Origin of the sequence: Neochlamydia sp. EPS4, assembly GCF_000813665.1 — a bacterium.
In the GTDB taxonomy this organism is placed as follows: Bacteria; Chlamydiota; Chlamydiia; order Chlamydiales; family Parachlamydiaceae; genus Neochlamydia.
In genome coordinates this window covers 15,288-34,708 of the sequence record NZ_JSDQ01000001.1, presented here as the reverse complement: position 1 = coordinate 34,708, position 19,421 = coordinate 15,288, and the positions used below count along the sequence as shown (strand labels likewise).

The following is a 19,421-nucleotide window of genomic DNA, read 5'->3' as shown; positions in this document are numbered from 1 at the left end:
ACATTTGGCAATGGCAAAAAGCATGATTTTAGGCTATTCAAAGAATCTCAGGTTAAAATCAATCCACAAATAAGAGTGTTAACCGATTCAGGATATCAAGGATTAACAAAGCTACATGCCCAAACCCAAGACCTAAGAAAAAAAGTAAGAAGAAGCCTTTAACTCAAGAGGATAAAAGAACAAATCAAATTTTATTCATGGAAATGTCCCTTAAACGTTAACGGGGGATTGCCCTCTCTCTTTGAAAGGCAAAGCCTCTATACTTCCTTATAAAGCTGAAGCGAAGTTGGGAGGGCAATTTCTGCACCATGCTTATTTAAAATATTGTAGATAGAAAATAGGATTTCTTGCTTCGCTTGAATGTAGCTTCTATGATCGATATCTAATAAATAAGCGGAAATATGAATATTAACAGCATAGCTGCCAAAGCCCTCTAAATTAACCGTCGGGCCTAACCTTCTATCGACGTGGAAATGGTCAATAAGCATTGTTGTTATATCACTGATGATATGCCGAGCGACAGGCATATCACTGTAGCGAATTCCAATGGTCTCATCAAATTTGCGATGGCTCATTCTAGCTGGGTTCATCACGACCACTTTGGAAAACATAGAATTTGGAATATAGATAGGGCGCTTTTCAAAGGTACGAACGCGTGTCATATACCAACCAATTTCTTCTACATTTCCCTCCACCTTGCGCTCAGGCAGGTTAATCCAGTCTCCCACCGTAAAAGGTTGGGTAACGTAAACCATTAAACCGCCAAAAAAGTTAGCGATCATTTCTTGGGAAGCAAAAGCAATTGCAAGGCCGCCGACCCCTCCAAAGGCAATTAACGTGTTAATATTCTGGCCTGTTATTTCTAATACCGATAGAGCAGCAAGAAATAAAATGATGATGGTCCACATTTTATTAATGACATCAATTTTTCCCGAATCGATAGGCTGATCATGCTTGAGGCTTTGCAAATGCATATTGAAAATAATGGCTTTTTTCCAGCGCATAAGAAACCAGGCGATGGCTGAAACAAGGCCAATAGAAAGAACTTTAGGCAGGTTGGAAAAAATAGTCCCCTCAAACACGCGGTGACTGATTAAGTCAATAAGCTGAAAAAAGGCATAAAACCATATATAAGCACTTAAGGGGCGATAAAAAGATTGAACAAAGCTATCTTTCCAAATTTGATTAGTTCTTTCAAAATAGAGGTGTAGCTTCTCTAAGCCGCGTTTGGCAAAGAAATTAATAATTAAAACGAGCAATACAATTCCTATTGCTTCCAGGATCCATTTATAAGTCCCATCCATGGTAAAGGATAAGATAGAATGAAACATGTTCATAAATTTTAATTGCATAGTTTCCCTCATTGGCTAATAGCTGGTTGAGTTCTCTTTAACTACTCTCAGGCAATTCAATAAGATGTCTAGCATCTTTTTGCTGCCAGGCTTTTTTTAATGCATCCATTTTCTTATTAGAAATACCACCTAAAAATTCAATGGATTCTAAAAATCTAGCACGTGTGCGATCTTTTCCCAATATAGCGGCAGAATCAAATAAAGGAGGACCTTGTAATTTTCCCATTAAGCTAGCAAATAAAAGAGGCATAATGGTTTTCTTATGGTTTACACCAAATAGTTCTGCCATACTCCTTGAAGCTTGGTTTATTCCTGTACTTCCCCAATTTTCATTTTCGTCCATATGCCATATCATCCCCTGTAAAATCAGAGGAGTTTGTTGATAAGCGATTCCTTTAACAGTAAAAATCTCGGGTGTGTATTTGAGATGATTAATAAAGAAAAAATCACATAATTCCATAAATTCGCCGAAAGTCTTAATACGTGAATGACATAAGGGCATTAATTTTTGCATATATTCATCACTAAAATTCCATTGACGTAATCTTTCCCATAGCTTGTTCTCGGGGATATTCTTTATAAGATACTGTTGGTTGATCCAGGCCAGCTTTTGTACGTCGAATATGGCTCCAGAAACACCGATGCGTTTATAATCAAATTCTTGAATAATTTCGTTTAGAGCATAGATCTCTTTATCACCAGGCATGCTATAGCCCATCAATGTCATGAAGTTAACAAAGGCTTCTGCTAGATAACCAGAATCCCGGTAATAAAAGATAGAGGTAGGATTCCTACGCTTAGATAACTTTTTTCCATCTCTTCCTAGCAATAAAGGCATATGCATAAAAGTAGGTGATGCCCAGCCAAAAGCTTCATATAGATAAATATGTTTAGGAGTGGAGCTCATCCACTCATCACCCCGGATTACGTGTGTAATTTTCATAAGATAATCATCAACCACGTTTGCTAAGTGATAAGTAGGAAATCCATCAGATTTAAGAAGAACTTGATCATCAATATCGGCCCACGGACAAGTGATACGGCCTTTGATATGATCTTCATACACACATTCTCCCGTTAAAGGCATTTTGAGACGGATAACATAGGGAAGGTTTTGTGTTTCACGCTGATGGATTTCTTCCGCGCTTAAATTTCGGCACCGGCGATCGTAACCTTGCCGGCCGCCTAACTTAGTTGCTAATTCACGCATTTCTTCTAAGTCTGCTGGCGTGCAAAAGCATTTATAAGCTCGACCCTTGTCGACAAGCTCATAGGCATATTTTTTATAAATTTCAAAACGCTCAGATTGACGGTAAGGACCATAAGGACCTCCTACATCAGGACCTTCATCCCATTGAATATTGCACCATTGTAAGGCTGTATAAATGTTTTGCTCATATTCAGGACGGCTACGTGAACGATCAGTATCTTCAATACGTAAAATAAATTTTCCTTGATGATGGCGGGCATAGATGAGGTTAAAAAGTGCCATGTAGGCGGTTCCAACGTGGGGATCGCCTGTAGGGGAGGGAGCTATACGTACACGAACAGTCATTTCTAAAATCCTTATAAGTTAATCTACGATCGAAAGATTATTTTCCTTGATTGGCCCATAGAATTCAAGGGAAACTAGATGAACGAAATAGAGGAAGATGAAGGATACACCTTCTAGATGCCCATTAAGTAAAAAATTGTTAAACTTAATATAAACTGCACACTTTAAGCTGAAGCTCTAGCAAATCTTTAATTATTTTAAATTGTTTAAAGGGTTATTGCATGAGAAGTATTACATCTTTCATTACATTATAAGCCTCTGTCAATTGTAAGTCATTTTGGCCAAATTCTGCTGGCTCCTCTTCATCTGCAATTTCTTTCTTTTTTAATTCCTTCAAAAAATTTTGATAATTAGGATTTTTTTCGATGCGATAAGTAGCATTTTTTCGGAGTTGTTCCACATAAGGTTGATAGGTGCTTAGGCGAGGTTGTAGGTCATAACTATAAAACATACGAAGCTGTTCTCTTTGAAAAAAAGGGATATCAGCAAGATCATCATGAAAGTTAGATTTTATTTGATCGTTTTCTAAAGGGTATTTCGCATACTGTTCTCCTAATTCCATTTCCGCTAAAGGCCCAGGGATTACAATATCTGAGGTGACTCCGGTCAATTGAGGGGTGCGCCCCGATACTGTGTAGTAGCGGCCTCGTGTAACTTTGTACTCACCCTGAGGATTGACTGCATGGTTTTGAATGGTGGTGTTAAGAGTAAAGGTTTGAAAAGAACCTTTTCCGAAAGTATGATCATCTCCTACGATCATAGCGCGTCCATAATCTTGCAAAGTGCCGGCCACAATTTCAGAGGCAGAAGCACTTGCTCGATTGGTTAGGACCACTAAAGGACCTTCCCAAACGCTACGTCCTTCTAATGCTCGTAAATGCTGGATTTTTCCTGTATCGTCTTTGATAGAAACCACAATTCCTTTGGTAATAAAAAGGCCAGTAACCTCAACTGCTTGGGAAAGCAGCCCACCTGAATTAAAGCGCAAATCAAGAATCACCCCTTTGACATGCTGCTCTCTTCTAATTTTTTTAAGTGCCTCAGCTAAATCACTTGCCGATGAGCTTTCCGGGTCTTGATAGAATGAGTAGAGCTTTAGATAGGCGATGGCTCCATCCCCAAATGGCTCGTAAGAAGATTCATAACGCGTGTCTTTCAAAACCACTTCGCCGCGATTAAGCGTTACATCCAATTTTTCTTCTTTTATCTTATTCTCATTTTCAGGTACTTCTCGGATTACTGTTAAAGTTACAGGGCTGTTTTCTTCTCCACGAATGAGCTCTACAGCATCCGTAATGTCTAGGCCCACCACAGATTCACCATTTACAGCGATAATGCGATCTTTAATTTTAAGCATTTTGTTTTCTGCCGCGGGACCTCCTTCGATAATTTTAATAATACTAAAACCATTCAGATCATCTCTTAGTTGGGCCCCAATGCCAAAAAGACGTTGTTGCACATGAATCATGAACTGGGCGGCCTCATCAGGTGTAAAATAGGCAGTATGGCTATCTAAGGCAGAAGCGGTCGCTTTAAGAATATTGGCTAGTAAGAATTGCTCGTGTTTTAAAGAGTTGGTGGCTAGAATATCCTCTTCATATTTTGCTTGGCGTTTCTGGATGCGTTTAAGGGTTTTACCTTTTTGATCGGGGGTTAGTTTTTCCGAAGCCTCTATTTGCAAAGCTTTTATCCTTTCTAACCTAGCTAAAAGCTCTTTTTCAGTAAGAGTCCATTTCATCTCTTTAAATTCATCTGTTCGCACCTGCTTAGGAAGGTTGCTTATATCAATTTTTTCTTCCAATGTCTGACGACGTTTAATGGCTTGAATCATGATCTGGTGAATTTGCTCAAATTGGCTAAAATTATTTCGATGATAATCCTGCAGAATCTGATCGAGTAAATGGCTAGAGGGGTGCAGCCATTGAGCGATATCAGGTTCAATGAAATAACTTTTATTAGGATCGAGTATTTCGAGGTAATTATTTAAAGTTCTTTCAATGAGGACAGGTGTAAGCCCTTTATGAGAAGCATGTGTTTTCATAATTTCATTCAGCTTGGTAGATAGTATAGCAGGAGTTAAATCGGGCAGCTTGCCTTCTGCTACAGAGAGGAAAGAGGTCAGCAAATATAATAACAAAAATATGGTCTTTTTAACCCCAGACATCCATTTCTCCTGATAAAAATCTAAAAACTCATTATAAAGGCTTGTCTTCTTTATTTCTATTGGTTTTTAACGCCTTGAACATCAATTGACAGAAGGTAAATAGCTAATAAAAAAAATTTAAATTTCATATAAAGAAAAGCTTGATTTCAATTCTTTTTTATGCAATACTATTACCTTAAGTTAAAGAATTTTAAGGCCTTTTTAGAAAACAATAAAATATAAGTCTCTGAAAATGTGAGCCAAGCATCTTAAATTGCTTAAGATGTAGGCACAGATGTTCGCAAGACTGAAAAAATATCATAAATATATTTACCACAAATTATTAAACAGAAAATTTTGGAGATTAAAACCATGACCAAACCTAAGGATAATCAGAAGTTTGAAAATAAGTTGGTTTCAATTACCGAAGCCGCCAAACTTAACAAAGTAACACGCCAAGCTATCTATGTGGCCATTAAATTAAATAAATTGAAGGCTAGTAAAGAGACTACCCGTTGGACGATCCATTTAGATGATCTGGAAGCTTATCGCAAGCAAAAGTATTCGCGCTCTAAATCTACCTTTAATGGTGAGTTGTTGTTTGATAATAATAAAGGATACTATTCGGTTAATCAGGTAGCTAAGATGCTGAGCGTCCCAGCGCAAAAAATCTATTATGCCACCCGTGTAGGTATGTTAAAAGCTCAGCGTAAAGGTGCGGCATGGGTTATTCATGCACAAGACATGAAACAGTATGCCGAATCAGCTCTTAAGAAGAAAAATATCCGAAAAGCTGTTTAATTTTGCATCTTTTCAAATTTATGCTCTAAAAAGTCTAGGTTATTCTCTACCTAGGCTTTTTATTATCCGCTTTAAAAAAATTTAGTCTACATATCCAGCCCTCTGAAAGCTGTCTTTCTACTTAACAGTAGGGGTTTTTATAAATTACCAGGCTGCAGAAGAAGTAGCTTAAAAAGCCTATTATCTTTGAACGAAAAAATCTTAAATTTTATGCATGCTTTATACACCTTACTCTTTCGACTAGATGATTCTATGCTTTAGGAAAAGCTGCTTTTTGTGTGATAAAAAGGAAGTTTATAGTTATCATACGGGCGCACCTCTTGAATTGAAGCCATAATTTTTTTCAAAGCCTAATGATTTAAATAACTGCTCTAAGGCCTCTCACCTATCTAATAGAGTTAAAAAGAAATAAAGTTAAAAATTTAAGCGATCAGATTAAAGCTTAGAAATCTAAGTCTTTTTTTCTTTAGTTTTCAGCTTTTTCCCCAGATAAAATTACTAAGAGTTTAAGGTAAGCTTATAATAAGCGAGTGAGGAGCGTTCCTTACTTACTAGCTAGAGCTCATCTTATTTTAATAGGTTTGTTATCCTCGATCCATGAATGCTCGATGCTGCATAGGAAATGCTAGAAAGAGAAAACCTTAAATTGTCTCAATTTGCAAGAGAGAGCGATGATGCTCAGCTAATAAAGCATTTTCTTTTTCCAGAAGCTCTTTTCCTGCAAAAGCAATCGTTGCTCCCTTTTGCCAGTTAGGGGCAATAAAAGTTCTTACCGTCTCTATGATCTCTTGTTTTGTTAATGCTAAAAGTTTGGTGCGGAAGGTTTGCCGTACAGCGGCAGTTTTTCCTTCTCTTAGCCAGCTATATGCCAAATCGGCACGGCTCCCTGGAGAAACAGGAGCGTCCATTGCTTGAATCATTTCTAATTTAGCTTCGACTACATCCTCATCATCAAATTCGCCCTGAAGAATATGATTGATCGAGGCTTCAAATGCATTTAATGTACTAAAAATATGAGGATCACGATATGAATAAAAATAGAAATTACCAGACATTGCATTGCTGACAGCCCCTCCCCCATAGGCTCCTCCTTGTTCACGAATGCTTGGATGTAAAGTTAAATTATCAAATAAAAAGGCAGCAATGCTTAGAGCAGGCGCATACTCATGAATATAAGGAACTGTGTTGAAAACTTTGCTAATAAAAGCCACGGGCGCTGAAATCGTGCGTCCCTGAGAAACGACGGGAGAGAGGATGAAGTCTCCTTTCCAAGGTTCATAAGAATGAAGTGGCATCTCTAGAAGACCATAAAAATTTTGGGCTTTAATCTCCTCATAAATTTTAGCATCGCAAGAAAGCACTAAGTGGGGGTTGTCAGTGGCTAAAAGCTTGTCTTTCATTTCTATAAGCTTTGCGATTAAAATTTCTTTATGAAGTTCAAAATTCAAGGCTAGCTCTTTAATTTTCCAAAAGTATTCTAGTCCATACCAGTGATTAGAAATATGAGAGGGTATACTAAGTCCTGCCGCAGAAAGATTAGTAGCATAGCGAAGAGAATTTTGGTTGATAGAGCTTTCTAAGGTCGTATAATGTTTTTGCAGAATTTCTTTCACGCGTGGCAGATCTTTAAAATCTGTAGAGGTAGCCATTTCATGAAGAAGTTGAAAAAGCTGGGGTGCTTTACGATAAAGAGCTTTCCCTTTTAGCGATAAGGTAGGTGAGATTTTATTAAAGTCGTGGGCTTGAATGTTAAGAGATAGAAAGCCATTTATTCCTCCTAGGTGAGCCTGAATGAATTCAAGATTTTCCATGTAATTTCTTCCACCGCATCCCATTTGAGGCAGTAAAAGGGTAAAGAGGCGTGCGTAAAATAAATCCGTCTCTTCCATATTGGGTAAATTAAAAACTAGATCTGCATAGATGATTCGGTTTGTAAAGCAAGAATGAGTGAATACTTGGAAATTGCCTATCCTTTCTTGGTTTAATAAGTAGTCTTTACCATGTACAGGAATATCTTCTAAAGAAAGCTTAGGCAAAATATCTAAACACGCTTCCTCTTGAGCTTTTTGGAAAGCGGTAAGTTCTTTTGCTTGCTGTAATAGATGTTCTATCTCTTTAACTGATAAAGATTGATGAATTTTATTTAGAGCAGCTCTTTCTTGCTCCAGCTCTTGAGATTCAAGCTCTTTGCTAGGCTCTAAAATAAGGCGTACATAATGAGGGTTATCAATAAAATATTTGTGAATTAAGTTAGTTAAATAGCGAGGGTTATCTGTAAGATGCTGCCTCAGCCTGTCGAAAAGGGTATGGATCATGAGCCCTTCTTCTGGCTTAGCGCCGTGCTGCTTTAAAAGGGCTGCACGCATAAACAAAGAAAGTCCAAAAGGGGATTGATCGCCTGTGATTTCACTGCGGAAAAATTCTAATTGATGCATAGCATTTTCTATCAAATTTAAAGAAATTCCCTCCTTAGTAATTTTTATTAAAGTGCTTCTGATAAGGTTCTCTATTGGGCCCGCGCTTTCAGGTTTGCAGCCTTTAAGAATGATTATAAAGGGTGCTTCATGAATGTCTGTGTCTATGTAAGCACTCGCCGTTTTGCATAAACCCGACTTTAGTAGAGCCATTTTTAAAGGAGATGCATCCGTATCCATCAAAATAATCTCTATAATACTAAGCGCTAGCAGTTCATGCTGTTCTAGAATGTGGCAAGTCAGCCATCCTAGCGCAAGCATTGTTTTATTTTCGGTGGGCTCATGAGAGGCGATGGGGTAAAATTCATGTACATAGTGGGGAATAGAAAACCGAGGTTGGAAAGGAATGGGAGGTAAGGGAGAAGCTTTATTAGCCCACCTCAAAGTATGCTGAGTAATAAAGTCTAAATGTTCCACAAGCGGTAAATTGCCATAGAAGAAGAATAGGCAGCGACTGGGGTGATAATATTTTTGATGAAACTCTACAAGTTCATTATAACTCAAGGAAGGAATAATTTTTGGATCGCCGCCTGAATTATATCCATAAATGGTATTAGGATACATGGCTTGATTTAAAGCTTCGCCTAGGCGAGACATCGGTGAAGCCATTGCTCCTTTCATTTCATTAAACACTATTCCTTTATACTCTAAAGGAGAGTGGGGATCTGTAGGATTACTAAATTCAAGGCGGTGCCCTTCTTGTAAGAAGCTAAAGTATTTAAGGTTAGGTTTAAATACCGCATCGAGGTAGACTTCTAAAAGATTATAAAAATCTTTTGGAACTTGAGAAGCAGCAGGATAACATGTAAAGTCCTGACCTGTAAGGGCATTCATATAGGTGTTGAGGCTTCTATGAGTCATCGCAAAAAAGGGATCTTTGACCGGAAACTTTTCTGAGCCGCATAAAACTGTATGTTCTAAAATATGAGCCACCCCATTGGAGGAATTGGGAAGCGTTTGAAAAGATAGACAGAAAAGGTTTTCCGGGTCTTCGTTTCCCAAATGCATGACTTGGGCTCCGGTAGGTGTGTGTATTAGCTCAGTTAAAATACATTGGAGCTCTGGAATTTCTAGGGCTTTTGTAACTGTAAAATCAAGATATTTGTCCGTGACACGTCGAAGAGAAGGAGTTTTTTTTGCCATAGGGGCCTATAAATTTAAAGGTTAATAACCTTTTTGAGAGCCTATTTTATTTAAATAGAGGTTAAAAATGATCTAGGTATACCAGATTTACACTTATAGCGCAAAGAGGCAAATTGCTTAGTAAAGTGTAATAGGTAAAAATTTGTTTTTATATAAATGAAAGGGAAAGAAGGATGAAAAGGTAGACCTTTGCATGTTTAGAGCGGATAATCTTTTCGTTCTGTACTTGTAGTCTTTTTTTTTGTACTATAACTTTCCTATTATTTGGTTCATCTATGAAAAAAGTTTATCTGCTGCCTAATGTAATTACAGCCTTTGGTTTAACATGCGGTCTTTTTGTAATATTTAAGATTAGTATGATAACTCGTGGGGAAGTCTCTGCGCAAGCCTTGACGGAAGCGGCGGCTATCCTTCTCTTAGCAGCTTTTGCTGACTTATTAGATGGAGCTGTTGCTCGCGCGATGAAAGCGCAAAGCGAATTTGGAGGGTTGTTTGATTCGTTGGCTGATGCCATTACTTTCGGCGTCTGCCCTTCGGTTATTATTCTTAAAAGCCTAGCGTTATCTCCCGGCACCGAGCTTTCATTTTTCCTTACCACCGGAGCCATGATTTATACAGTATGTGGAGTTTTACGTCTCGTTCGCTTCAGCGTGCACAACCGCCCAAGCCCTATTCTCAACATTGATTTCCCTTTAGAAGAGAAACCAAAAAACTTTACAGGCCTGCCTATTCCCGCAGCGGCCGCAGCGGCAGTCTCAGGAAACCTCTTTTTAATATCCGAGGAATTCCATCATCTCATTTCCATACAGGAAATAACCCGGGCATGGATTCTATTTTTTATGATGATTACTATCGGCTACTTTATGGTTAGCCGATGGAAATTTCCAAGCTTAAAGAATTTGCATATGCGCGTAGCTACTTTCCAAGTGGTGTTTTTTACCGTGGTGGCAGCTGTTTTCATTATTTATGGACTTTTGACTCATTTTGCGTTAGTTTTCTTTGCTTTATCTTGGATTTATTTGATCGTAGCCTGGGTATTATCGCTAGCAAGAATCATTGCAGGCAAAAAAGCTAAAGCTCTGGAGGATTACGAGCCGGAGCCCGAAGAAGATGAGGATGAAATCTAGTCTAACAAATGGTTGATAAATTTTAGCTATAAGCCGCTTAATTTATACTCCTTTTAAGGAGAGGTAAAGCTTATTTATTGGATTGGCAAAGATCTTTTCACTCACGAGCCTTAGTTGTATAAGGATGTTTAGGCTGCCAAGAAGCTTAATAGATTCTTTAATTGCGGTTTGTGCTCCTATCTGTTCATCCATTAGCTTGTTTTTCATTTTAAAGTCGAGGCTGAGAAAGGCTTTTAAAAATTTTTTCTAATAACCGCTACTACCACGCCTTGAACCATGATATCTTCTTCTCTTAGGATGACAGGGTGGTTGTGAAGACTACGACTGACTAAGCGGACATAAACATCTTCTAGAAAATATTTTTTTATAATGACATCATTTTGGTTTAAAAGAGCCAATACTGTTTCTCCTGCCTGGACTTCTTGACGTGCTTCTACCACTAAATAATCTCCATCAGCCAAAAGTTCTTCCACTAAGCTATCTCCTCTCACTTTAAGGATGTAGGTGGCTTCAGGCATGGTAACCAAAGAGCTAGGCACTTCAAAAGAAAGGCTTCTAGGGAAAGTCTCAATAGGTTCTCCTGCAGAAATGTAACCAATGAAAGGTAAAGATAAGCTGGAAAAGTTCTTTTTTGTTGGATAGTCATGAAGTAAAGAAAGTGAGCGACTGCTCTTTTTTTTTGACTCCAGCAGGCCTTTGCTTTTTAAAATAGTAATATATTTATACACTGTGCCTAGAGAAGAAAAAGAGAAATGCTGCATGATTTCTCGATAGCTGGGGGCATAATGGTGGGTTTGAAGATAGGTTTTTATGTAACTCAATAATTCATACTGTTTCTTTGTCAAACTTTTCATCTGCTATCCGTTGCTCAAATATCAACCAATCAAAAAAGAGAGCTGTCCACCACATAAAAGCCGCTGCAAAAATAACATCAGTAAAAAAATGTCCTCCTTGGGCCATACGGGTATAGCCTAGTAGAGCTCCTAAAATCGCCGAAGTAAAAGTGCCACACCAATAAAGCCAACGCTGTCTTAACCGCCGCCCTATCAGGGTAAGCGATAAGAAAACAAAGCCCATCGAACAATGGCCACTAGGAAAAGATTTAGAAGGTTCGGGTTGATGGAAGAAATTAGGTTGGTAAAAAGGCCTAAAATGTTGGATGCCACCAAATTCTTCAAGCTGCTTAGGACGCGGGCGTCCCCAATGACCCTTTAGCGATAAGTCTACAATGATGCCAGCTCCTACAATCATCGTTAAAAGAGGAATAAGGGCATAAGGTCGCCAACATTTCCAGAAAGGATGGAGGTAGGATAAAACCAAGAATAATAAAGCAAATAAAGTTAAGATCCAGCCTGGAACCATTCCATAAGAATAGAGAAAATTTAAAAAGCTATTGGATTGAAAATGGCCGTTATCAAAAAAATAGCGTGCTATTGCCAGATCAAGGGTAGAACTAAAGGGGGTTAGCAAGAAAATAGAAATTAAGGGAATAAGCCATAAAGAGCGGTTGGAAGAATGTAGCATAAAATAATTTTTTTTTTTGCTATTCTACCTAATTTTCTTACAATACATCAATCTCTTTTTATCTAAATAAAAGTTTACCGGATATTTATTATTTCTTTTTTATCTGTTTGCGCAATTCTTATAGGTTAGAAAAGATTTAAAAAATTGAAATATTTAAGCCACATAGAATTTTTTAGCAAAGATCATAGCATATAAGAGTCTATTTTTGACTAGTTATCAAAAGAGCTAGTCTTAGTTACCCCCCTCCAAGAGATCACCCTCTTTGACGCAAAACTTTTCTATCTACTCCCTCATAAGCTTTGTATAAGCCCTCTTTAAGTATTAAAGTAAAATTATGACGTTAATCTTTTGATAAATGCCATAATTAGAAACGCCATAAATTGTTTTATCACCAAAAGCTTGCTTTCTTGGCGAGCGCTTAAAAACTCCTATGTCATCAGCAGATAGGTAAAATCTCTTAACCTACTCTATTCGATAGCTAAAAAATAGCTACAATGATCGAGCATAAAAGGGAATTCTGGCGAGAAATTTATAGTAGCGCTAGAGGATCCATAATCTAAACTGCTTTGCCTTCTAAATAGTTTGTAGGCTATTTTTTTGCTCTAACAATTACATGATGAGGGAAGGGTTTTATAAATCCTTAGAAAAATGTATGTTTTTATTTAAGTAACAATAATGTTAACTGTTTTGTATAAAATCCCTCCTTAAAAGCTGGTCAGGCGTGATGGCCGCTTACCTGGTATTAAAGGATAAGAGGGGGGATAGAGTGAATGTAGGCCTTTACGTGTGTGTGATTGCCTCTTTGCTCGATCGAATTTTATTTGCCCATTTAGATTCGGGCAGGGGAACAGTTTTATCGCAATTTTTTCTTGTGAAGTGCTAGGATAAGGGCATTTTATTTAGTTTGAGGGGAGGTTAAGCAGATGGATTATCTGGTAGATGGGGTATTAGCGCTGGTAATAGGCGCCTTAGGAGTGAGTTTTATTTGGATACTTTTAAAATGTAAAGATAAACAGAGCGAAAAAGCTTTATGGATGGAAAAATGTCGAGTGCTAGAACAACAGGGACGAGAATGGCGAGAGAGCTTAGAAAGTAAAGAAATACAGCTTCAAAATTTTCGCGAAGAAAATAGCTTTCAAAGAAGTAAAATTGTGGAATTAGAAACGCAATTAACTCATCAAGCTCAGCAGATGCAAGAAAAGCTTGAGCTTTTGGATCAAGCTCAGCAAAAATTTACTGATACCTTTAATGCTCTTTCAGCAGAGGCTCTAAAATCAAGTTCGCAGATGTTTTTGGAGTTAGCTGCTGCTCGTTTTGAAAAATTGCAAGAGGGGGCTAAAGGGGATTTAAAAATGCGTGAGGCAGCCATTGACGAGCTTGTTAAACCCATCAAAGAGAAACTAGAAAAATTTGATAGCAAGATTGAAGATTTAGAGAAATCTCGTGTTTCAGCTTACGCTACTCTCACTGAGCAAGTAAAAAGCTTATATACTGCTAATGCGCAGCTACAGCAAGAAACGGCAAATTTAGTAAAAGCATTGCGTATGCCTCATGTGCGGGGGCGCTGGGGGGAAATCCAATTACGACGGGTCGTAGAAATGGCCGGGATGGTTGAAAAATGCGACTTTTTGCAGCAAGAAAGTTCTACCCAGGATGAGCGACGTCTAAGACCTGATCTTATTATTAATCTACCTAATAACAAACAGATCGTAGTGGATGCAAAATCGCCTTTGCAAGCTTATTTAGAGGCTTTAGAGATGCCTAATGAAACGGATAAAATTATGAAGTTAAAAGAGCATGCTAAACAGGTCCGTACTCATATCAATCAGCTTTCTGCAAAAGCTTATTGGGACCAGTTTCAGCCAGCACCTGAATTTGTCGTCCTTTTTCTTCCAGGAGAAACATTTTTTAGTGCAGCTCTAGAACACGATCCTTCTTTAATCGAACATGGAGTAGATCAACAGGTTATTTTAGCTACCCCTACTACTTTGATAGCTTTGCTGCGGGCCGTGGCTTATGGGTGGCGGCAAGAGCTGATTGCCGAAAATGCTCAGGCGATTAGCCAATTAGGCCGCCAATTGTATGATCGCTTGCAAGTGATGAGTGAACATTTTGAAGATGTAAGAAAAGGCTTAACTAGAGCTGTAGAAGCTTATAACAAGACCGTAGGCTCTTTTGAAGGCCGAGTGTTAGTGACGGCTAGGAAGTTTAAAGATCTTGGAGTGGGTGGGCAAAATGAAATTGAGCTACTTGAAACTGTAGATTTAAAGACACGGAGGTCGACAAATATGCCTACAAATATTTCAGAACTGGAAGAGAGTCCATTACAAACGCGGTTATCTGTCAATGAATAAAAAATGATAAGCACCTGGTTGTTTTTTCAATAGCTTAGAAATTTCATAGAAAAGATAATTTGCCTAAAGTAATGAGGCGCCTTTCAGCGCCCTAATAAAAAGGCTTGCTATTCTATCGAAAGAACAAAGAAGGCAGGATAGGCAAAATCATTATTATCTCGGGGAGAGGCTTTTAGCGTAATGTCACGACCTAAATAGTTTTGCAGATTTACTTGCGTACTGTAAAGATAAGCCATAGGAAGCTGGGTAGCTGGATTTAAAAGCACGAAGTCGCCTGGTTTGTTACGAACAGATCGATCATAAAGTTGGATGACGCCTTTTATTGTGCTGGCTTGTTGCCACTGGTCTTCATAATAAGCCGAGATAGGCTGATTATCATGCATTTCTGCCCATGTTTCATATAATTGATTTTCTACGGGTAACCATGCACTCATTCTATCAACAATATGGCTACTTGAAGCTACAGGGGAGTTACTAAGAAGCTCGGGTTGATTAGCTTGTTCTAGCTCAGCAATTCTTTGCTCTTGTAAAGCCACTTTGCTAGAAAGTGTCTTGTTATGAGTGTGGAGTTGCTCGGCATGGGTGGAAAGATTCTCTAGATAATAGATCTTTTTCTGTAAATAATCTTCTTGGATAGTGGCTAATAATTCTCTTGCTCTACTTTGGATTTCTGGAAAGTCGGAGTAATTGTTAATTATTTTACTAAGATTATCATTAATCTTCTCTAAATTAATCTGATTCCACGGTTTAAGGAACTCTTGCTGACTTTGAGTAAGTGTGCTTTCAAGTAGGCTAACCCCTTCTTTTCGTTTATGATTTAAAGAGGCTTTTAAATCAGCATTGCCTATTTTTTCAATATATTCTTTAGCGATGTAAAAATGGGTAGAGGCAGGGGGAATAATTTCTAGCCATTTATTATTAAGAGCGCTAATTTGACCATCAACTTTGTCACCCGTTTGAAGTTGGGCAATAATAGGGGCCTCTAGATTAGGCTCTAGGCGTACATTCACACGGTTTCCTTCAATGGTGTTGTCTAATACATAAGTGCGAAAAACATATCCTTTAAGGTCCTCAGGGGTCGCTAAAGCATAAAAATCATCGCTTTCTCCTACAACAATCCATAAATCTCCTTTATTGCTTTCACGTAAAATAGGTGCTTCTAAATTAGGTTGAAGGCGGATTCTTACCTTATTTTTTAGAGTGCGTCCTGTAAAAGCTGGAAATGGTTGCGCGGTAGCAGAAGAATCTGGATGGAGTGAATAGGCTGTTTTTTTTAAGTCGCTATAAACAGGCTGGCTGAGACATTGAGTAAAGAAGAAAGTTGCCAGCAAGTACAAGGCTGCTTGATTCATCAGTTGGCTCCTAAAAGTAATAGTTATAGATAAAAATTTTATGGGCTAGATTAAAAATTGTCAAGGAAGTTAGGAGGTTTGGATAGAATTAATGCATCAGACAATTTTTTCTTTAACGAAAAAGATAAAAAATAGTGCGATGCATTAATTTGGAGTGTTTACGGGCCTCAGAAAAATGGGGGATTAGCTAGGGAAAATAATAAGCTTTTAACTTTTAAGGACAGCTACTATATGCTCGCAGCTTGATTTTCCACAAGTACAGCCCACAGGATGTCCTAAATAGACTCTATAATTTTCTTGCGTATCTAACTTGTTCATCACATTAAATAGCTTATCACCTGCTTGGGTCACATCCCATTGTTGGAAGACTAGTTCTTCCTCTTTAACTTCCTCTTCTTCTGCGTTCAGAGCGGTCATCATTTCTGGCTCCACAGCTATATTGATGGTGCGCACAATTTGGCAGTGAAGACAGTTACAGTCTAATTCTGCTTTAGGCAATACATTCAGCTCTTCGGGAGAAATAATTTTAGCGATAGCTGCAATCTTTTCTAAAATTTGCTTAGGAATATCGGGAGCATCACGTTGTGCTGGATTATGAATTAAGGGATTGCCCATACCATCGATAGAGCCAATTCCCAGCTTAAAAGGCACTTCGCCTTGATCGGTATTTAACATGGCTTGAGATAAAGTAGGGTCATCCTCTTGAGAATCAATAGATTTTTCTAAATACTCAGCATGGGCACTGAAGATTTGCTCAATTACTTCTGCTTTAAGGTTAGGAATGTTAATTGATTCGCCGCCCATTAAAGTGATGACTAAAAAAGGTCCTTTCATTTGGAGAGATTTTACATGCCTCCAGCTAGTCGAAATATAAGGGGGGATGCTTAATATTTTATCATTAATTTTCATCCTGATACCTCACTTATTAAAAATAATGTAATAATCTTTAATTATACTCATAACATACGATAAAAGAAAATACAAGTCAAGTATTTTTTAGCAGTCAAGGTTGTTGAGTGCTGAGTTGATTTGTAACATATTGATAAAGAAGTAAATGAGTAGTAAATAAGGTCTGCTCACGAAAAAGAATATATTAAAAAATATTAATTTTTTACTTTTTTCTTCTCATTCCTTATCTTATATCTAAGAGACCTGCCTTACAGAAAAGTAAAATTTTCCTGTTTTCCTTTTTTGTTCAAGTCGAAAAGAAAATTTGCTACTGATTTATCGCAACAAGGAGATCTAGTATGCTCTCGAAAACATTTGTTCTTGATACTAACGTTTTATTGCATGATCCAGAAGCGATCATCAAATTTCCTGGCCAAAATGTGATTATTCCCGTCACGGTATTAGAAGAATTGGACAAAATGAAACGCTTGCCAAGCGATTTAGGACGTAATTCGCGTGCGGTCTTTCGCTATTTAAGTAATCTAAATACTATAGGCGCTGGAAACTTGCATGCCGGCGTTACTTTAGATAACCAGGCAGTGATACGTATCCAAGTCGAATTTAAAACCGATTACTCTTATAATTTTGCTCTTTCCAATAATGATAATAAAATTATTTTAGCTGCTTTCTTTCTAAAAGAGAAGGGAGAGGACGTGGTATTTGTTTCCAAAGATTTTGCTGCCCGTATTAAAGCCGAAGCTATTGGTTTAGAAACAGAAGATTACGAAAATTTAAAATATTCTTATGCGTCCATGTATAAGGGGTTACGCCGGATAGAAATGCCTAAACATGCTATTGATGTGTTTTACAAAGATGGAGCTATTCAGGTAGAGGCTGAAGATTTACATCCTAATGAATATTGTATTTTTTCTTCTCCGGAGCACTCATCAGGGGTTGGTAAGTATAATGCAAAGCGAGGGATAGTTGAGCCCCTTATAAAAGCTAATAACCTTTGGGGAATTAAACCTCTTAACGTAGAGCAAAGATGCGCGATCGATGCCCTTTTGCGGGATGAAATCAAATTAGTTTCACTGATTGGGCAAGCAGGTACGGGAAAAACACTTTTAGCATTGGCTTGTGGCTTACGTAAGGTATTCGATGAAGGGACTTATACGCGCATTCTCGTTAGCCGTCCTGTGATTCCCCTGGGGCGTGACATTGGGTATCTGCCAGGCACTAAGGAAGAAAAATTATTAAATTGGATGCAACCTATCTATGACAATCTAGAATATCTCTGTGATTCTGCAGGAAGTGAGCCTAGCGAAACTCTGCGGTGGGTGATGGAAAGCAAAAAGATTGAAATGGAGGCCGTTACTTATATAAGGGGACGTTCTTTGCCAAAGATGTATATTATTATTGATGAAGCTCAAAACCTAACTCCTCATGAAGTGAAAACGATTGTTTCTCGTGCAGGAGAAAACACGAAGGTTATTTTAACAGGGGATCCTACACAAATTGATAATCCTTATTTAGACAAGGATTCTAATGGCCTTAGCTATGTGGTGGGACGCTTTAGCAATCAGCAAGTTTATGGACATGTATTTATGGAGAAGACAGAACGCAGTGAATTGGCAGCCCTTGCAGCTGAAATTTTATAATCACTATACGCAATTAAAAGTTTTTAAGCTCATTGGGTCTGTTGCCAAAAGCTCTCCTTTTTAAGTAAACAACGAATAGGGCAGAAAAGACAAAAGTGGTAGGTGAAGCGCAACATTTTTTAGCCCTTAAAAAGATCTTTTAATCCAAATAAAGAGGATAAAGGTTAATAAAATTGATAGCCTTATACGCAAGTTTTTATTCTCAATCCTACATCCAGCAATTTCATTACAGAGCAATATGTTAAAAAAATGTTCTTCTTTGGCTGAAAAGCTCGAGAATTTATTAAGCCAAACGCATTCAGAAGAGCTATCGGTCCAAAAAATTATGGATCATTTGGCCGATCAAGGTTACGCTACCTTATTAATTGTGTTGAGTCTTCCTTTCTGTAGCCCCATGCAAATTCCTGGGCTATCCACCCTTTTAGGATTGTTAATCCTTTTAATAGGTTTAAAGATTGCGTTTGGACATAAAGTTTGGCTTCCTAAGATGTTATTGCAAAAAAAGATCCCCTTTTTGTTTTTGAAGAAGGTAATGTTCTATGTGCTTAAAATAGATACCAAGCTTGGCTTTTTGATTTCTACCCGGTGGGTAGGGCTAGTAAGAAATCGCTATTTACATATTATTCATGGACTGACCATTGCTGTTTTGGCTTTCTTTTTATCTTTACCACTTCCCATTCCTTTCACCAACTTATTAGCAGCTTTACCCCTTCTAGCCTTTGGCCTAGCATTTTTAGAAGATGACGGCTTTTTTATCCTTATCGCCTATTTTTTCGCCTTTATTTGTCTGCTGAGCTTTGCTGCTATCATTTGGTTTGGAATAGATTGGTTAATTGTATGGAAAAAATATATTTTTTAACGGCTGTTATCTAAGAAATTCCTTGTTTTTTAGTGGCGCTTAGAAAAAAAAGCAGGGTTTTAAATTCCTTCATTCGCTTTAGCTCTTCAAGCATGACAGATAAGTAATTAACGGATTGAGGGGGCCAAGAGGTGCTCAGAACTTTGGATTAGCTAAAATCTCATATTCACTTAACCTTATTTTTAGTGAAA

The 19,421-nt window shown here is 37.9% G+C and carries 13 protein-coding genes and 1 pseudogene; 6 read left to right on the top strand and 8 right to left on the bottom strand.

Annotation, left to right across the window (positions count from 1 at the left end):
* A pseudogene (locus tag DB42_RS11570) lies at positions 1-194 on the top strand (IS5/IS1182 family transposase); the annotation flags it as partial.
* A 63-nt stretch (positions 195-257) separates the two neighbouring features.
* On the opposite strand, the gene DB42_RS00120 reads toward DB42_RS11570, so the two are convergent.
* The 3 genes from DB42_RS00120 to DB42_RS00110 all read right to left on the bottom strand — a co-directional run bounded on the left by DB42_RS00120 (position 258) and on the right by DB42_RS00110 (position 5,044).
* Complete coding sequence (locus DB42_RS00120) at positions 258-1,352, bottom strand: mechanosensitive ion channel family protein (RefSeq protein WP_044881199.1); 1,095 nt, start codon at positions 1,350-1,352, stop codon at positions 258-260.
* A 37-nt stretch (positions 1,353-1,389) separates the two neighbouring features.
* On the bottom strand, positions 1,390-2,907 hold the full coding sequence (gltX, locus tag DB42_RS00115; RefSeq protein WP_044881198.1) for a glutamate--tRNA ligase: 1,518 nt from the start codon (positions 2,905-2,907) through the stop codon (positions 1,390-1,392).
* A gap of 214 nt (positions 2,908-3,121) precedes the next feature.
* Positions 3,122-5,044, bottom strand: coding sequence for a S41 family peptidase (locus DB42_RS00110; protein WP_238578962.1), 1,923 nt, complete (start codon positions 5,042-5,044; stop codon positions 3,122-3,124).
* 378 nt (positions 5,045-5,422) lie between these two features.
* On the opposite strand from DB42_RS00110, the gene DB42_RS00105 reads away from it, so the two are divergent.
* On the top strand, positions 5,423-5,851 hold the full coding sequence (locus DB42_RS00105; RefSeq protein ID WP_042242021.1) for a helix-turn-helix domain-containing protein: 429 nt from the start codon (positions 5,423-5,425) through the stop codon (positions 5,849-5,851).
* Positions 5,852-6,492: 641 nt separating this feature from the next.
* On the opposite strand, the gene DB42_RS00100 is transcribed toward DB42_RS00105, so the two are convergent.
* On the bottom strand, positions 6,493-9,468 hold the full coding sequence (locus tag DB42_RS00100; RefSeq protein ID WP_044881196.1) for an insulinase family protein: 2,976 nt from the start codon (positions 9,466-9,468) through the stop codon (positions 6,493-6,495).
* Positions 9,469-9,743: 275 nt separating this feature from the next.
* Between DB42_RS00100 and DB42_RS00095 the strand changes: the two genes are divergently transcribed.
* Positions 9,744-10,595: a phosphatidylcholine/phosphatidylserine synthase gene (locus tag DB42_RS00095; RefSeq protein ID WP_044881195.1), complete on the top strand. Its 852-nt coding sequence runs from the start codon at positions 9,744-9,746 to the stop codon at positions 10,593-10,595.
* Positions 10,596-10,828: 233 nt separating this feature from the next.
* Here DB42_RS00095 and lexA read toward each other — a convergent pair whose 3' ends face one another.
* Positions 10,829-11,449, bottom strand: coding sequence for a transcriptional repressor LexA (gene lexA / locus DB42_RS00090; protein WP_039383364.1), 621 nt, complete (start codon positions 11,447-11,449; stop codon positions 10,829-10,831).
* A complete protein-coding gene (locus DB42_RS00085) occupies positions 11,421-12,119 on the bottom strand; it encodes a phosphatase PAP2 family protein (RefSeq protein ID WP_039383366.1) in 699 nt (232 codons plus the stop codon). The genes lexA and DB42_RS00085 overlap by 29 nt, the downstream gene beginning before the upstream one ends.
* Before the next feature lie 923 nt (positions 12,120-13,042).
* Here DB42_RS00085 and rmuC point away from each other — a divergent pair.
* The gene (rmuC, locus tag DB42_RS00080; RefSeq protein WP_044881194.1) at positions 13,043-14,473 is read left to right on the top strand and encodes a DNA recombination protein RmuC; all 1,431 of its coding nucleotides are present in this window, start codon (positions 13,043-13,045) and stop codon (positions 14,471-14,473) included.
* Between the two features lie 107 nt (positions 14,474-14,580).
* On the opposite strand, the gene DB42_RS00075 is transcribed toward rmuC, so the two are convergent.
* Complete coding sequence (locus DB42_RS00075; protein ID WP_052435834.1) at positions 14,581-15,825, bottom strand: SH3 domain-containing protein; 1,245 nt, start codon at positions 15,823-15,825, stop codon at positions 14,581-14,583.
* 207 nt (positions 15,826-16,032) lie between these two features.
* Entirely contained in the window at positions 16,033-16,734 is a 702-nt protein-coding gene (locus DB42_RS00070) for a hypothetical protein (RefSeq protein ID WP_044881193.1), read from the bottom strand.
* A 338-nt stretch (positions 16,735-17,072) separates the two neighbouring features.
* Between DB42_RS00070 and DB42_RS00065 the strand changes: the two genes are divergently transcribed.
* A complete protein-coding gene (locus DB42_RS00065) occupies positions 17,073-18,371 on the top strand; it encodes a PhoH family protein (protein ID WP_044881192.1) in 1,299 nt (432 codons plus the stop codon).
* A 238-nt stretch (positions 18,372-18,609) separates the two neighbouring features.
* A complete protein-coding gene (locus DB42_RS00060) occupies positions 18,610-19,230 on the top strand; it encodes an exopolysaccharide biosynthesis protein (protein WP_044881191.1) in 621 nt (206 codons plus the stop codon).
* The last annotated feature ends 191 nt before the right edge of the window (positions 19,231-19,421 follow it).

What these genes read in the sequence shown, in the direction of transcription:
- DB42_RS00120 (WP_044881199.1), bottom strand. Translation starts at nt 1,352, where the DNA reads ATGCAATTAAAATTTATGAACATGTTTCATTCTATCTTATCCTTTACC.
- gltX (WP_044881198.1), bottom strand. Translation starts at nt 2,907, where the DNA reads ATGACTGTTCGTGTACGTATAGCTCCCTCCCCTACAGGCGATCCCCAC.
- DB42_RS00105 (WP_042242021.1), top strand. Translation starts at nt 5,423, where the DNA reads ATGACCAAACCTAAGGATAATCAGAAGTTTGAAAATAAGTTGGTTTCA.
- DB42_RS00100 (WP_044881196.1), bottom strand. Translation starts at nt 9,468, where the DNA reads ATGGCAAAAAAAACTCCTTCTCTTCGACGTGTCACGGACAAATATCTT.
- DB42_RS00095 (WP_044881195.1), top strand. Translation starts at nt 9,744, where the DNA reads ATGAAAAAAGTTTATCTGCTGCCTAATGTAATTACAGCCTTTGGTTTA.
- lexA (WP_039383364.1), bottom strand. Translation starts at nt 11,449, where the DNA reads ATGAAAAGTTTGACAAAGAAACAGTATGAATTATTGAGTTACATAAAA.
- DB42_RS00085 (WP_039383366.1), bottom strand. Translation starts at nt 12,119, where the DNA reads ATGCTACATTCTTCCAACCGCTCTTTATGGCTTATTCCCTTAATTTCT.
- rmuC (WP_044881194.1), top strand. Translation starts at nt 13,043, where the DNA reads ATGGATTATCTGGTAGATGGGGTATTAGCGCTGGTAATAGGCGCCTTA.
- DB42_RS00075 (WP_052435834.1), bottom strand. Translation starts at nt 15,825, where the DNA reads ATGAATCAAGCAGCCTTGTACTTGCTGGCAACTTTCTTCTTTACTCAA.
- DB42_RS00070 (WP_044881193.1), bottom strand. Translation starts at nt 16,734, where the DNA reads ATGAAAATTAATGATAAAATATTAAGCATCCCCCCTTATATTTCGACT.
- DB42_RS00065 (WP_044881192.1), top strand. Translation starts at nt 17,073, where the DNA reads ATGCTCTCGAAAACATTTGTTCTTGATACTAACGTTTTATTGCATGAT.
- DB42_RS00060 (WP_044881191.1), top strand. Translation starts at nt 18,610, where the DNA reads ATGTTAAAAAAATGTTCTTCTTTGGCTGAAAAGCTCGAGAATTTATTA.